A 13,587-nucleotide genomic window follows, 5' to 3' on the forward strand; every position below is an offset into this window, starting at 1 on the left:
TCCGGCCGTTGCTACCGGCCGTCGCCGGGCCGGTGCTGTGCCAGCCGGTCGAGGAAGGGATGCTGCGCCGGCAGCAGCTTGCGGCGGGCGTCGGGCATTGCGAACCAGCCGGCGCGGTCGACCTCCGGGAACTGCTGGCGCCGGCCCGAGCGCGGCGGCCACTCCAGCTCGAACAGGTTGCAGCGCAAGGTGGCCGGATCGAAGTCGCCTTCGAATGCCCAGGCCTGCACCCGCTTGCCGCTCTTCTGCCGCACTTCGCCGAGGTCGACGAAGGGGCCGGCCGGCGCGCAGCCGGTTTCCTCCTCGAACTCGCGCAGCGCCGTGGCGAAGGCGTCCTCGCCGTCGTCGACCTCGCCCTTGGGCAGGGTCCAGGCGCCGTCGTCCTTGCGGGCCCAGAACGGCCCGCCGGGGTGGGCCAGCAGCACCTGCAGGCCGTCGCCGGTGCGGCGGAACATCAGCAGGCCGGCGCTGCGGGTCATGCCGCGACCGCGCCGCGGGCCTGGAAGTGGCGCGGCGGCTGGCCCATGGCGGCCTTGAACATGGCGCTGAACGCGCTCTCGCTGGCGTAGCCGGTCGCGGCCGCGACCTGGTTCACCGCGACGCCGCGTGCCAGCAGCGGCAGGGCGTGCGCCAGCACCACCTGCTGGCGCCACTGCTGGTAGCCGCTGCCCAGTTCGGCCTGGAACAGGCGGGCCAGGGTCCGCTCACTGGCGCCCACGCCGGCCGCCCAGCCGGCCAGGCTGGCCCGCTCGCCGGGCGAACGCAGCACCGCCTCGCACAGGGTGCGCAGGCGCTTGTCGCCGCCCGGCGGCGGCAGCGGCACACCCAGGGCCTGCGGGTCGGCATGACGCAGTTCCTCCAGCACCAGCGCGCTGAGCAGCTGCTCGCGCGGCCGCGCCAGCGGCGCCTGGTCGAGCGCCTCGACCAGCTCGCGCAGCAGCGGCGAAACGCGCAGCACGCGGCAGCCGGCCCAGCCCGCCGGGGTCACGTCCGCGTGCAGGTAGAGCGTGCGGAACTGCGCTTCCTGCAGCACGTGCACCGAGTGACGCGCGCCCGGCGCGATCCAGACGGCGCGCGAAGGCGGCACGATGTAGGCGACCTCGTCCGGTGCGCCGCCGCCGCGCTCGGCCGTGACCTGCAGCACCCCGCTGGCGCAGTAGGCCAGCTGGGCCCAGGCATGGCGGTGCGGCTCGAAGTGGGAGTCGGCGGGCAGTGAGCGCGCCCGCAAGCGCACCGGCTGGCCGGGAGTCGGCCGGAACGCGACGTCGTCGGCCAGCGGCTGGGGCAGGGCGGATCGGCGCGGCACGGCACCATTCTGGCTGAAATCCGCAAGAAGCTGGCATCCCGTCGCATTCCGGAAACCAGCGGCCGCGGCTAGCATCGCTGGCCATGAGTACTGCCGCTGCGATGCCGCTGCCGCCCTTGCGCCACGATGCCGGCGTCATCGGGCTGGTCGGCCTGGCCCACCTGATCAGCCACTTCAGCCAGTTGCTGCTGCCGCCGCTGTTTCCCTGGCTGAAGGACGCGCTCGACGTCAACTACGTGCAGCTCGGCTTCCTGATGACGGTGTTCTTCGTCGTCTCCTGCGGCGTGCAGGCGGCCTCGGGCTTCCTGGTCGATCGGCACGGGCCGCGGCCGGTGCTGTTCGGCGGGCTGGCGCTGGTGGGCCTGGCGGCGTTCGGCTTCGCCGCCAGCACCAGCTACTGGATGATGGCCGCGTTCGCGGTGGTGGCCGGCCTGGGCAACGGGGTGTTCCATCCGGTCGACTACACCCTGCTCAACCGCAAGGTCAGCGCGCCGCGCCTGGGCCATGCCTACAGCTTCCACGGGATCACGGGCAGCCTGGGCTGGGCGCTGGCGCCGGCGCTGGTGGTGCCGCTGGCCATCGCCTTCTCCTGGCGGGTCGCCCTGGCAGCGGCCGGCCTGCTGGCCTGGGGCGTGCTGCTGTTCCTGTGGCTGCACCGGCGCAAGCTGGAACTGCCCGCGGCGCCGGCGGCGCCGGTTTCCACCGCGGCCCCCGCCGGCGGCACGTTCGATTTCCTGCGGGTGCCGGCGGTGTGGATGTGCTTCGCCTTCTTCTTCGTGTACGCCGTCGTGCTGAGCGTGGTGCAGGCCTTCGCGCCGGAAGCCGCGCGGCTGCTGCATGGCGTGCCGGTCGGGCTGGCGGCGGCGTGCCTGACCATCTTCATGGTGTGCAGCGCCGGCGGCATGGTGCTGGGCGGCTTCCTGGCATCCGATCCAATGCGCTGCGAGCGCATCGTGGCCGCCGGCTTCGGCATGGCGGCGCTGGTGGCGCTGGCGGTCGGCGTGGCCCCGGTGCCGGCGCTGGCGGTGCCGGCCCTGTTCGGTGTCATGGGCTTCGCCAGCGGCATCGCCGGCCCTTCGCGCGACCTCATCGTCAAGCGCTCGACGCCGCCCAATGCGAGCGGGCGCGTGTTCGGCGTCGTCTATTCGGGGCTGGACATCGGGCAGGCAGCGGCGCCGCTGGTGTTCGGCAGCCTGATGGACCAGCACCGCTACGGCGGGGTCTGGCTGGGGCTGGCCGGCATGCAGCTGCTGCTGATCGCGAGCGCCTTCAACGTGCGCCGGGTGCGCCGAACCGCGCTGGCGCCGGCCTGAGCGCCGCGGTCGCGCTCGCGGCTTGGCGAGTGGGCGGCCCACGCGGGCTGCCTCGACGGTTATCCTTGTCGACCTATGTACGCGCCGTATTTCGGGCTGTCGCAGGAGCCGTTCTCGATCGCGCCGGACCCGCGCTACCTGTTCATGAGCGAGCGCCACCGCGAGGCGCTGGCCCACCTGCTGTACGGGCTGGGGGGCGGCGGCGGCTTCGTGCTGCTGACGGGCGAGATCGGCACCGGCAAGACCACCGTGTGCCGCTGCTTCCTGGAGCAGATTCCGGCCGACTGCAACGTCGCCTACATCTTCAATCCGAAGCTGACGGTCACCGAGCTGCTGCAATCGGTCTGCGACGAGTTCCGCATCGAAGTGCCCCGCCCCGAGGGGCGCGCGCCGACCGTCAAGGACTACCTGGATCCGCTCAATGCCTTCCTGCTGCAGTCGCACGCGCAGGGCCGCAACAGCGTGCTGATCATCGACGAGGCGCAGAACCTGTCGGCCGACGTGCTGGAGCAACTGCGCCTGCTGACCAACCTGGAGACGCGCGAGCGCAAGCTGCTGCAGATCATCCTGATCGGCCAGCCCGAACTGCGCGACCTGCTGGCGCAGCCGCAACTGGAACAGCTGGCCCAGCGCGTGATCGCGCGCTACCACCTCGACGCACTGCGCCGCGACGAGACCGAACACTACGTGCGCCACCGGCTGGAGGTGGCGGGCCTGTCGCGCGCATTGCCGTTCGAGCGGCGTGCGCTCGAGCGCATCCACCGGCGCAGCGGCGGTGTGCCGCGCCGCATCAACCTGCTGTGCGACCGTGCGCTGCTGGGTGCGTTCGGCCGCAGCGAGCCGGCCGTAACGCCGGCCATCGTCGACCAGGCGGCGCGCGAGGTGTTCGGGGGCGAAACGGCGCGCCCGGCGGCGACACGCTGGCGGCAATCGGCCGCGTTGCTGGCCATCGGCTTCGTGGCCGGCGCGGGCTTGCTGCTGGCAGCCCGGCTCTGGCTCGAGCCGACGACAGCCGCCGTTGCGGCCCCGGCAGCGGCCAGCGAGGAGGACGCCGCTGCACCGAGCCGGGCCGGCACCGGTACCGTGGCCGCCCCCGAGGCGGCGACCGCCGTGGTACCGGTCTCGGCGCCGGCCGCCGCAGTCCCGCCGACCCTGTTCGGCGACGAGAAGCAGGCCTGGCGCGAGCTGGCCCGGGGTTGGCAAGCGCAGGTCGGTGAGGGCGAGCCCTGCGCCGAGCTGGCGCGCGATTCGCTGCACTGCTTCACTCGCGTGCTGCCGCTGGCGCTGATCCGCCAGCTCGACCGGCCCGGCATCGTGGTGCTGGACCGCCACAGCGGCAAGCCTTCCTATGCGGTGCTCACGGCGCTGGGCGACAAGGCGGCCGTCCTGTCCGCCGCGGGAACCGAGCAGACCGTCACGCTGGCCGCCCTGGCCGCGCGCTGGAACGGCGAATGGGCCACCCTGTGGCGGGCGCCGCCCGGCTTCGATGCGCGCTCGCCCGAGCGCAGCAGCGCCGGCGTGGCCGCATGGGTGGGCGCGCAACTCGCCAAGGCGGGCGGCAACGAGGCGCGCGCCGGTGGCCTGCACGAGCGGATCCGCAGCTTCCAGCTGGCCCACGGCCTGCCCGCCGACGGCGTGCTGGGACCCTTGACCTTCATGCAACTCAATCGCAGTGCCGGCGTGGACGAGCCGCGGCTGCGCGCGGTGCCCTGAAGTGAAAGACCACCCCGAAGCGCCTGCGGCGCGAAACTGATATGTCCTACATCCTCGACGCCCTGCGCAAGGCCGACGTCCAACGCGAGCGCAACCGCCTGCCGGGGCTGCAGGCGCAGCCCCATGCCACGCCCGAGCCGGCAAGACCGATCGCTCGGGGCGCCTGGCTGCTGGCAGGCGCAGCCGCCGTGCTGGGAATCGGCGGGGTTGCCGCCTGGCAATCGCTGCAGGGCGGCCCGGTAACCGATTCCGCGCCGCCGGCTGCGCCGGCCGTGGCGGTTGCCGCGCCGTCGCCGACCCCGCAGCCGGCACCCGCCGCGCAGATCCTGCCGCCGGCGCCACCGCCGCTGCCCGCACCGGCACCGGCAGCGGCAGCGGCAGCGGCGAAGGTCCCTGCGGCCCAGCGGCCGCTCGCCGCCGCCTCTTCGTCGGGCGGCGCCGAGGCATCACTCGCGAAGGCAGAACCGGGGATTTCCTCGACTGTTCCGGCCGGGGCGCCGGCGCTGGCGATCAGCGGCGGCGTCTGGTCGCAGAACCCGGCCCAGCGCATGCTGATCGTCAACGGCCAGGTGTTCAGCGAGGGCAGCGAACTCGCGCCCGGCGTGCGGCTGCAGGAAGTGAAGCCGCAGCGGGCGGTGCTGGAGTTCCGCGGCCAGCGCTACTCGGTGCCGTACTGAAGTCAGCGCTCCAGCGGCGGCTGGAACACCGACCAGTGGCCGTCCTTGAACAGGTACAGCGCCGATGACACGCGGCGGCGCGCCGACGCGGCATAGAGCGCGGTGGCGCTGAAGCGCAGGGTGGCCACGGCTTCGTCGTCGTCGACCGGCGCGTAGAGCAGGCCGCCACGCACCGGAACCGCCGCGACCACGCCGCGCGGGTGGCGCGCCTCGAGCGCGCGCCAGAACGGGCGGTCGAGGAAGTAGCTGCTGTTCAGGTCGTCGGCGCGACCCAGCACCTGCATCAGTCCGCCTTGCCAGGGTTGCACGTCCGGCTCGCCGTAGGTGCGCCGCATGTTCTGCACCGCCAGCTGCACGGCCTGCTCGGGCGCCAGCCGCAGGCGCTGCAGGTCGTCCGGCGACGCGCTCTGCAACTCGGTGCGGCTGTCGAACACCAGCCGGATGTGCATGTCGCCCACGTAGCGGAACCAGCTCATCTCGAGCTCCACCTCGCGGCCATCGGGCAGCTCGGCGACCAGCTTGCCGTAGGGCTGCAGCGTCTCCTGCGGCTGGCTGCCACCGTCCGACGGCCGCAGCACGGCCAGCAGGTTGCCGGCCTCGGTGTCGAAGCCGGACGGCACGGCGGGTTGGGCCTGCGCCCCCAACACCGACAACGCCATCCAGGTGGCGGCCAGCGTGCGCGCGAATCGAGTCATGTCGGGGTGTCTCCTTGCTGCCGAGCATCCTGCTCAGCTGCGGCGCTCGGCGCAATCGCGTTACGAAATGTGTGGTGGACGCGCTGCAGACGCGTGGCATGTAAACAGTTACCGAACTTGCGTACACAACGATGCGTGTAAGCAAGCCCATCCCTAGCATTCATGGCTCATCCAATCCACCGAGGAGTTCATCGCGATGGCACTGCAGTCCCCCTTCTTCAACAACAAGCGCGACAACGAAGTGCGCCTTGGCACGCCCAACGCTGCCGCGCTGGCCGCCACCGTCACCGCGCCCGCTCCCGCTGTCCCCGCCGCCAACAGCGCGGCCTCCGCCGCCGTCGGCGAAGCCAAGCTGACGGTCGGCCCGAACATCAAGCTCAAGGGCGTCGAGATCACCGACTGCGACACACTGGTGGTCGAGGGCTCGGTCGAGGCGACGATGGATTCGCGCATGATCCAGATTTCCGAGCGCGGCTCCTTCACGGGCTCGGCCGAGATCGACGTGGCCGAAATCCGTGGCGCTTTCGACGGCAACCTGACCGTGCGCCAGAAGCTGGTGATCTATTCCACCGGCAAGGTGACCGGCCGCATCCGCTACGGCAAGGTGGTGATCGAGGAGGGCGGCCAGCTCTCCGGCGAGATCGAGTTCGGCACCAGCGGCGCCAGTGGCGCCAGCGCGGCCGTGCGTCCGCCCAAGCTGCAAGTGGCCTGAGTTCGAATTAGTCTCCATCTCCATTTCCTGACAAAGCGCGGCCGAGGCCGCGCTTTTTTTTGTTGCCTGGTGCCTGTGCCGCGCCGGGCGAGGCCGTCGCCGCCGCCGCTAAGATCGTGCGCAGCATGACGACCGAACCTGCCAGCCGCCTCGCCGGCCACCTCATCGTCGAGTGCCTCGTGGCACAGGGCGTGACCCACGCTTTCGGCGTGCCGGGCGAGAGCTACCTGGCCGTGCTCGACGGCTTCCATGCGCTGCGCGAGCGCATCCGCTTCATCGTCAACCGGCAGGAAGGCGGCGCCGCCTTCATGGCCGAAGCGGCCGGCAAGCTGACCGGCCGCCCCGGCGTGTGCTTCGTGACCCGCGGCCCGGGCGCCACCAACGCCTCGATCGGCGTGCACACCGCCTTCCAGGACTCCACGCCGATGGTGCTGTTCGTCGGCGACGTGGCCTCCGACCAGCGCGATCGCGAGGCCTTCCAGGAAGTGGATTACGCGAGCTTCTTCGGGCCGAGCACCAAGGGCATGGCCAAGCGGGTGGAGCGCATCGACGAGCCCGATCGCATTCCCGAAGCCGTCGCGCGGGCCTTCGCCACGGCCATGAACGGCCGCCCGGGTCCGGTGGTGCTCGTGCTGCCGGAGGACATGCTCGTGCGGCAGACCTCGGCACAGCCGTTGCCCCGGGTGGAGCCGGTGCAGGCGGGCTGCGATCCGCTGGCGCTGGAGCGGGTGCGCCCGCTGCTGCTCGCTGCCCGGCGGCCGTTCGTCATCGCCGGCGGCAGCGGCTGGACGCCGGCCGCGGCGCAGGCGCTGCAGCGCTTTGCCGAGCAGTGGCAGCTGCCGGTCGGCAACGCCTTCCGCTTCCAGGACTGCTTCGACAACCACCACCCGCTGTACGCCGGCGATGTCGGCATCGGCATCAACCCGAAGCTGGCCGCCCGGATTCGCGAGAGCGACCTGGTGCTGGCCATCGGGCCGCGCCTGGGCGAGATGACCACCGGCGGCTACACGCTGCTGCAGCCGCCGCGGCCGGCCCAGAAGCTGGTGCACATCCACGCCGGCGCCGAGGAGCTGAACCGGGTCTACCAGGCGGACGTGGCGATCAATGCCGGCATGGAAGCGGCCGCGCGGGCCTTGCAGGCCCTGCCGCCGCCGGCGCAAGCGGCCTGGCGCGACTGGACGGCCGCCGCCCACGCCGATTACGAGGCCAACCTGCTGCCGCAGCCGCTGCCGGGGGACATCGACATGCCGGCCCTCGTGGCGGTGCTGCAGGCGCACTTGCCGGCCGATGCGGTGCTCACCAACGGGGCCGGCAACTTCGCCAGCTGGGTGCACCGCTTCTATCGCCACCACGGCCTGGCCAAGGGCTTCAAGACGCAGCTGGCCCCGACCTCGGGCGCCATGGGCTACGGCGTGCCGGCCGCGATCGCCGCCAGCCTGGTCACTGGCCGCACCGCCTTCACGATCGCCGGGGACGGCGACTTCCTGATGACGGGGCAGGAGCTGGCCACGGCCATGCAGTTCGGCGGCAAGAGCATCGTCGTGCTGCTGAACAACGGCATGTACGGGACGATCCGCATGCACCAGGAGCGCGAGTACCCGCGGCACGTGCACGGCACCCAGCTGGACAACCCCGACTTCGCGGCGCTGGCACGCGCTTACGGCTACGCCGGCGTGCGGATCACGAGAACGGCGCAGTTCGAGCCCGAGTTCGTGGCGGCGCTGGAGCGGCCGCAAGGCACGCTGATCGAGGTCATGCTCGATCCGGAGGTGATCACCACGCGCGGCACGCTCAGCGCGATTCGGGAAGCGGCGCTGCAGCGCCGCTGAGCGGCCGCTGCGGAACGGCGACCGCGCCAAGCGGCGCCATGAAAAAGGGCCGCATGAAGCGGCCCTTGATGTCAGCGAACGCGGCTCGTCTTACTTGACGTGCTTGCCGATCAGGCCGGCCATCTCGAACATCGAGACCTGGGCCTTGCCGAAGATCTCGCGCAGCTTGGCGTCGGCGTTGACCATGCGCTTGTTGACGGAGTCCTGCAGCTTGTTCTTCTTGATGTAGGCCCACAGCTTGCTGACCACCTCGGTGCGGGGCATCGGGCTGGTGCCGACCACGGCCGCCAGCTGGGGGCTGGGGGTCAGCGGCTTCATGAAGGCCGCGTTGGGCGTGCGCTTCTTGGCGGGCGCCTTCTTGGCGACGGCCTTCTTCGCCGGCGCCGCCTTCTTGGCCGGAGCCGCCTTCTTGGCGACGGCCTTCTTGGCCGGTGCCGCCTTCTTGGCCGGAGCTGCCTTCTTCGCCGGCGCCTTCTTGACCGCAGCCTTCTTCGCCGGGGCCTTCTTGGCGGGGGCCTTCTTCGCCGCCGCTTTCTTCGCAGTTGCCATGATTTGATTTCCTTCTAGAAGTGGATCGATCGCCAGCGGCTACGGCTGGCCACCACTGGCAAAGCGGATGCTAATTGAGAAAAAACGCGTTTCCAAGGGGAAATCGGCATTTTTCGCTGGGGGCTGTCGCTTTTTTTCAGTGGCGCCCGAGGCGCGTCACCACCGTGCGTGGCCTCGATCCGCCGGGGCGGCTCCGCTCAGGCGTGCTCGCGGTTGCGCCGGCCGCGCACGATCAGCACGACGCCGGCCAGCACCACGGCGCAGGCACCCCATTCGGAGGCACTGACGGCTTCGGCTCCGACCGTGACGCCCAGCAGCAGTGCGATGACCGGGTTGACGAAGGCATAGCTGGTGGCCAGCGCCGGCGAGGCATGCGCGAGCAGGTACAGGTAGGCGCTGAAGGCCACGAGCGAGCCGGCAACCACCAGGTAGACCCAGGCCGCGACGGCCAGCGGCTGCGGCGGCCATTGCGGCCGCTCGCCCAATGCCATCGACGCGGCCATGAGGACCACCCCGCCGCACAGCATCTGGCTGGCGAAACCCGCGGCGCCCGGCGCCGGCGGCAGGCGCGTGGTCGACAGCACCGAACCGAGCGACCAGGCCAGCGTGGCGGCGCCGATGCTGGCCAGCGCCTGGGGCGAGGCGCCGAAGCTGGCGCCGCGCATCAGCAGCAGCACGCCCGCCAGGCCCACGGCCATCCCCGCGATTTCGAGCCGGCCGGGCCGCTGGCCGAACAGCAGCCCCCACAGGCCCACCAGCAGCGGCACGACCGCGATGAAGGCGGCGACCAGGCCCGAGCCCACGTGCTGCTCCGCGCTGGCCGTCAGACCCATGCCCAGGCCCAGCATCAGCGTGCCCACCACGCCGGCATGGGCCCACTGGCGTGCGGTCGGCCAGGCGCCGCCGCGCAGCGCGACCCAGCCGGCCAGCAGGGCGCCAGCGCACAGGAAACGGGTCCCCATCTGGAAGAAGGGCGGGAAGCTCGCCAGCGCCAGCCGGATCGCCAGGTAAGTGGAGCCCCACACCAGGTAGCAGGCCAGCAGCGCCGGCAGCAGCAGGCTGCGCGGGCGCGCCAGGGGCAGCGCGGCGGTGTTCATGGACGTCGATCGTAGGGGGCGCGTGCCGGCCTGCACATGCACAATCGAAGCTCGTCATCCATTGCAGCCTTCGAATTGAAGGTTCAAAGCCATGCCCGCCGAATTTTCCGGAATCGATGCCTACGACGCCCGCATCCTGGCGGAACTGCAGGGCGACGCCCGCATCAGCATGGCCGAGCTGGGCCGGCGCGTGCACCTGAGCCAGCCGGCAGTGACCGAGCGGGTGCGCAAGCTGGAGCTGCAGGGCGTGATCAAGGGCTATCGCGCCGTGGTCGATCTGCAGCGACTGGGCTACGGCATCCGGGCGCTGGTGCGGATCGGGCGGGTGGAGTACGCGCGGGTGGTGAAGCTGATCGAGCAGACGCCGGAGGTGATCAATGCCTTCAACGTCACCGGCGAGGACAGCTGGATCCTGGAGATCGCGGTCATCGACGTCGAGCACCTGGACGCCGTCGTCACGCGCTTCTGCCTTCTGGGCGAAACCTCGACCTCCATCGTGCTGAACATGCCGCGCGAGAACGCGCCGGTGCGGCCGGCCCGGCGCGAGGACATCAAGCCGGCGATCCGGAAGGTGACGGGGCGATGAGCCGGCGCGGCGGCCCGTTCAGCGGCCGGCGCCCGGCCCGAAAGGCAGCGTGGCCAGCAGCACCCCGGCCAGCGCCAGCGCGAAGGCCGTGGCCTGCAACGTGCCGAAGGGCTCGCCCAGGGCCAGCACGCCGACCGCCGCCGCCGACACCGGCAGCATCACGGTGAACACGCCGCCCTGCGAAGCAGGCAGCGAACGCAGCCCCGTCATCCACAGCCACACGCTCCAGATGCTGGCCGCCAGCGAATAGAACAGCAGCAGCCCCCAGGTGCCCGGCCCGGGCGCGCCGAAGTCGAATTGCCAGGCCTGGTACAGGCCGAGCGGCGTCATCAGGGCCAGGCCCCACAGGTTCACGATCGAGGTGATGCGGCGCGGCCCGACCGTGCCGGTGAGCTTCTTGCCGATCACCGCGTACGAGGCTTCGCACAGCACGGCACCGAACACCAGCAGGTTGCCCAGCCCGGAGCTCGCGCCGCCGCCGGCGCCGTTGCGTGCGAGCGCCAGCAGGCCGATGCCGGCTGCGGCGCAAGCCACCGCGCTCCACACGCGCAGGGGCACGCGCTCGCGCAGGAAGGCCCAGCTCAGGATGGCGACGACAGCCGGGATGGCCGCCATGATCACCCCGGCCGACACCGCGCTGGTCATGCTGACCCCGTACAGCATCAGGATCGAGAACAGGAAGTTGCCCAGCAGCGACTCGAGGAACAGGAGCCGGCGCACCTGCGGCGTGAGTGCCGGCTCGTTGGCCGGCCGCCGCAGCCAGTGCGGCATGGCCAGGGCGGCGATGGCGAAGCGCAGCCAGGCCAGCAGGAACACCGGGATGGCCGCGACCAGCGGCTTGGACAGCGCCACGTAGCTGCCCACCAGCGACATGCTGAGGGCGAGGCAGGCAAAGGCCAGAAACCGGGAAGGGCGGGTCGGCACGGTGGGCGAAAAGCGCGCATCTTGCCTGAGCCGGTGCCAGCCGCCCGCCACGGCATTTGACGGCCCGCAAGGTCCTCGCCATCGGGCGAAAGCGTGGGTGCGGGGGACTTGCCTGGCCAGCCGAGAACGTGCGCCACCCCGTGAGCCCGTTCCTCGCGCAAAGCCATTTCTTAATGCGGAAATCTCCTTTGTTGCGTCGCGGCAAATTTTCCCAATATGGGAAGTGGATTGCCACCATGCGGAATGTCGCAATCAAGTTATTGAATTTGAACGAAAAAATTATTGTCTTCTATAAGACAGAAGAGATGCCCAAGGTCTTCTACAAGACCTAAAGTGCTTGCCAGGGCGAAGCACTCGCCACCGCACTTGCAACCACCACGGAGAAAGACCATGAGCAACTGGACCCACCTCAGCCGCGAGCAGCAGATCGCGCAACTCGAAAAGGATTGGGCGGAGAACCCCCGCTGGAAGGGCATCAAGCGCGGCTACAGCGCGGCCGACGTGGTGCGCCTGCGCGGCTCGCTGCAGATCGAGCACACGCTGGCCAAGCGCGGCTCCGAGAAGCTGTGGAACCTGATCAACACCGAGCCCTTCGTCAACTCGCTGGGCGCGCTCACCGGCAACCAGGCGATGCAGCAGGTCAAGGCCGGCCTGAAGGCGATCTACCTGTCGGGCTGGCAGGTGGCGGGGGACGCCAACAGCAACGGCGAGATGTACCCCGACCAGTCGCTGTACTCGGTGGATTCGGTGCCCAAGGTCGTGCGCCGCATCAACAACACCTTCCAGCGCGCCGACCAGATCCAGTGGAGCGAGGGCAAGGGCCCCGGTGACGAGGGCTACGTCGACTACTTCGCCCCGATCGTGGCCGATGCCGAAGCCGGCTTCGGCGGCGTGCTCAATGCCTTCGAGCTGATGAAGTCGATGATCGAGGCAGGCGCCGCCGGTGTGCACTTCGAGGACCAGCTGGCCGCCGCCAAGAAGTGCGGCCACATGGGCGGCAAGGTGCTGGTGCCCACCCGGGAAGCCGTCTCCAAGCTGGTGGCGGCGCGGCTGGCCGCCGACGTGATGGGCACGCCCACCGTGCTGCTGGCCCGCACCGACGCCGAAGCGGCCGACCTGGTGACCAGCGACGTGGATGCCAACGACCAGCCCTTCTTCACCGGAGAGCGCACGGTGGAGGGCTTCTATCGCACCCGCAACGGCCTGGAGCAGGCCATCAGCCGCGGCCTGGCCTATGCGGAGTACGCCGACCTGATCTGGTGCGAAACCGGCACCCCGGACCTGGCTTTCGCCAAGGCCTTCGCCGACGCGATCCATGCGAAGTTCCCGGGCAAGCTGCTGGCCTACAACTGCTCGCCGTCCTTCAACTGGAAGAAGAACCTGGACGACGCCACCATCGCCAAGTTCCAGAAGGAGCTGGGCGCCATGGGCTACAAGTTCCAGTTCATCACGCTGGCCGGATTCCACAGCCTCAACTACTCGATGTTCAACCTGGCCTACGGCTACGCGCGCAACCAGATGAGCGCGTTTGTCGAGTTGCAGCAGGCCGAATTCGCCGCTGCCGACAAGGGCTTCACCGCCGTCAAGCACCAGCGCGAGGTCGGCACCGGGTACTTCGATGCCGTGACCACCACCATCGAGAAGGAAGCCTCCACCGCCGCCCTGAAGGGTTCGACCGAGGACGCCCAGTTCTTCGACGAGAAGAAGGCGGCCTGATCCGCCCGCGGCGGCCGCAAGGCCCGGAGGCTCGCCGGCCTTCCGGCTGTGGCCGTCCCAGCCGCGGCCGGAGTACCACTCGATCCAGCGGCGGCCCGGGCCGGGGCGCGGAGATCGTCCTGGTGCTGCCGATCGCCGGCCAAGGTCCGGGGCGGCAGTCTTCGGCCGAGGCCTCCGCCCCGTCCGCGGGCGGCTGACCTGCGGGCTGTACCTCTTGCGCTGCGGCCGTTCGCCGCTAGAGTGGCGCCAACACAGGCAGGCGGAGGGCGCATGACCGACGACAACGAGAAGACGGGCGTGTTCGACGCGCGCCTCCTGAACCAGCAGCGCTGCCCCGAATGCGGCGGCGCGGGCGTGCTTCACGTCGAGAGCGAGAACATCAACGAGCACTTCGAAGTGGAGAGGCAGGTCGTCATCGCCCCCTGCGCCCGCTGCAACGGCTCGGGCATCACCCCGGCAGGGTAGAATCG

Annotated in this window: 14 protein-coding genes; 8 read left to right on the plus strand and 6 right to left on the minus strand. The window is 70.7% G+C overall.

Annotated features, from left to right (window positions below):
• Positions 1–11 precede the first annotated feature (11 nt).
• Complete coding sequence (locus tag PE066_RS20065) at positions 12–479, minus strand: NUDIX domain-containing protein (RefSeq protein WP_271234284.1); 468 nt, start codon at positions 477–479, stop codon at positions 12–14.
• Positions 476–1,306, minus strand: coding sequence for an AraC family transcriptional regulator (locus PE066_RS20070; protein ID WP_271234285.1), 831 nt, complete (start codon positions 1,304–1,306; stop codon positions 476–478). The genes PE066_RS20065 and PE066_RS20070 overlap by 4 nt, the downstream gene beginning before the upstream one ends.
• A gap of 83 nt (positions 1,307–1,389) precedes the next feature.
• Between PE066_RS20070 and PE066_RS20075 the strand changes: the two genes are divergently transcribed.
• The 3 genes from PE066_RS20075 (at position 1,390) to PE066_RS20085 (ending at position 5,009) form a co-directional block, all read left to right on the plus strand.
• Positions 1,390–2,619 (plus strand): MFS transporter, encoded by a 1,230-nt coding sequence (locus PE066_RS20075; RefSeq protein WP_271234286.1) that lies wholly within the window; start codon positions 1,390–1,392, stop codon positions 2,617–2,619.
• Between the two features lie 75 nt (positions 2,620–2,694).
• Positions 2,695–4,332, plus strand: a complete 1,638-nt coding sequence (locus tag PE066_RS20080; protein ID WP_271234287.1) for an ExeA family protein — start codon at positions 2,695–2,697, stop codon at positions 4,330–4,332.
• Between the two features lie 41 nt (positions 4,333–4,373).
• Positions 4,374–5,009 carry a general secretion pathway protein GspB gene (locus PE066_RS20085; protein ID WP_271234288.1) on the plus strand — a complete coding sequence of 212 codons (636 nt, stop codon included), beginning with the start codon at positions 4,374–4,376 and terminating at the stop codon, positions 5,007–5,009.
• A gap of 2 nt (positions 5,010–5,011) precedes the next feature.
• On the opposite strand, the gene PE066_RS20090 is transcribed toward PE066_RS20085, so the two are convergent.
• Positions 5,012–5,704, minus strand: coding sequence for a hypothetical protein (locus tag PE066_RS20090; RefSeq protein WP_271234289.1), 693 nt, complete (start codon positions 5,702–5,704; stop codon positions 5,012–5,014).
• Between the two features lie 196 nt (positions 5,705–5,900).
• Here PE066_RS20090 and PE066_RS20095 point away from each other — a divergent pair, with 196 nt between their 5' ends.
• Positions 5,901–6,416: a bactofilin family protein gene (locus tag PE066_RS20095; protein ID WP_271234290.1), complete on the plus strand. Its 516-nt coding sequence runs from the start codon at positions 5,901–5,903 to the stop codon at positions 6,414–6,416.
• Between the two features lie 125 nt (positions 6,417–6,541).
• Complete coding sequence (locus PE066_RS20100) at positions 6,542–8,245, plus strand: thiamine pyrophosphate-binding protein (RefSeq protein ID WP_271234291.1); 1,704 nt, start codon at positions 6,542–6,544, stop codon at positions 8,243–8,245.
• A 90-nt stretch (positions 8,246–8,335) separates the two neighbouring features.
• Here PE066_RS20100 and PE066_RS20105 read toward each other — a convergent pair whose 3' ends face one another.
• Both PE066_RS20105 and yedA read right to left on the minus strand, forming a co-directional pair.
• On the minus strand, positions 8,336–8,794 hold the full coding sequence (locus tag PE066_RS20105; protein WP_271234292.1) for an SWIB/MDM2 domain-containing protein: 459 nt from the start codon (positions 8,792–8,794) through the stop codon (positions 8,336–8,338).
• Between the two features lie 197 nt (positions 8,795–8,991).
• Positions 8,992–9,891 carry a drug/metabolite exporter YedA gene (yedA, locus tag PE066_RS20110; RefSeq protein WP_271234293.1) on the minus strand — a complete coding sequence of 300 codons (900 nt, stop codon included), beginning with the start codon at positions 9,889–9,891 and terminating at the stop codon, positions 8,992–8,994.
• A 91-nt stretch (positions 9,892–9,982) separates the two neighbouring features.
• Between yedA and PE066_RS20115 the strand changes: the two genes are divergently transcribed.
• The gene (locus PE066_RS20115; protein ID WP_271234294.1) at positions 9,983–10,477 is read left to right on the plus strand and encodes an Lrp/AsnC family transcriptional regulator; all 495 of its coding nucleotides are present in this window, start codon (positions 9,983–9,985) and stop codon (positions 10,475–10,477) included.
• An 18-nt stretch (positions 10,478–10,495) separates the two neighbouring features.
• On the opposite strand, the gene PE066_RS20120 is transcribed toward PE066_RS20115, so the two are convergent.
• Positions 10,496–11,350 carry a DMT family transporter gene (locus PE066_RS20120; RefSeq protein ID WP_440480612.1) on the minus strand — a complete coding sequence of 285 codons (855 nt, stop codon included), beginning with the start codon at positions 11,348–11,350 and terminating at the stop codon, positions 10,496–10,498.
• A gap of 441 nt (positions 11,351–11,791) precedes the next feature.
• Here PE066_RS20120 and aceA point away from each other — a divergent pair, with 441 nt between their 5' ends.
• Entirely contained in the window at positions 11,792–13,117 is a 1,326-nt protein-coding gene (gene aceA / locus PE066_RS20125; protein ID WP_271234296.1) for an isocitrate lyase, read from the plus strand.
• A gap of 270 nt (positions 13,118–13,387) precedes the next feature.
• Positions 13,388–13,582, plus strand: a complete 195-nt coding sequence (locus PE066_RS20130; protein WP_271234297.1) for a hypothetical protein — start codon at positions 13,388–13,390, stop codon at positions 13,580–13,582.
• The last annotated feature ends 5 nt before the right edge of the window (positions 13,583–13,587 follow it).

The organism is Ramlibacter tataouinensis (assembly GCF_027941915.1).
Lineage (GTDB): Bacteria > Pseudomonadota > Gammaproteobacteria > Burkholderiales > Burkholderiaceae_C > Ramlibacter > Ramlibacter tataouinensis_C.

Bases quoted from the DNA above. Each gene is read 5' to 3' on its own strand.
- PE066_RS20080 (WP_271234287.1), top strand. From the start codon at position 2,695: ATGTACGCGCCGTATTTCGGGCTGTCGCAGGAGCCGTTCTCGATCGCG.
- PE066_RS20095 (WP_271234290.1), top strand. From the start codon at position 5,901: ATGGCACTGCAGTCCCCCTTCTTCAACAACAAGCGCGACAACGAAGTG.
- PE066_RS20130 (WP_271234297.1), top strand. From the start codon at position 13,388: ATGACCGACGACAACGAGAAGACGGGCGTGTTCGACGCGCGCCTCCTG.
- PE066_RS20105 (WP_271234292.1), bottom strand. From the start codon at position 8,794: ATGGCAACTGCGAAGAAAGCGGCGGCGAAGAAGGCCCCCGCCAAGAAG.
- PE066_RS20090 (WP_271234289.1), bottom strand. From the start codon at position 5,704: ATGACTCGATTCGCGCGCACGCTGGCCGCCACCTGGATGGCGTTGTCG.
- yedA (WP_271234293.1), bottom strand. From the start codon at position 9,891: ATGAACACCGCCGCGCTGCCCCTGGCGCGCCCGCGCAGCCTGCTGCTG.
- PE066_RS20120 (WP_440480612.1), bottom strand. From the start codon at position 11,350: ATGTCGCTGGTGGGCAGCTACGTGGCGCTGTCCAAGCCGCTGGTCGCG.
- aceA (WP_271234296.1), top strand. From the start codon at position 11,792: ATGAGCAACTGGACCCACCTCAGCCGCGAGCAGCAGATCGCGCAACTC.
- PE066_RS20085 (WP_271234288.1), top strand. From the start codon at position 4,374: ATGTCCTACATCCTCGACGCCCTGCGCAAGGCCGACGTCCAACGCGAG.
- PE066_RS20115 (WP_271234294.1), top strand. From the start codon at position 9,983: ATGCCCGCCGAATTTTCCGGAATCGATGCCTACGACGCCCGCATCCTG.
- PE066_RS20100 (WP_271234291.1), top strand. From the start codon at position 6,542: ATGACGACCGAACCTGCCAGCCGCCTCGCCGGCCACCTCATCGTCGAG.
- PE066_RS20075 (WP_271234286.1), top strand. From the start codon at position 1,390: ATGAGTACTGCCGCTGCGATGCCGCTGCCGCCCTTGCGCCACGATGCC.
- PE066_RS20065 (WP_271234284.1), bottom strand. From the start codon at position 479: ATGACCCGCAGCGCCGGCCTGCTGATGTTCCGCCGCACCGGCGACGGC.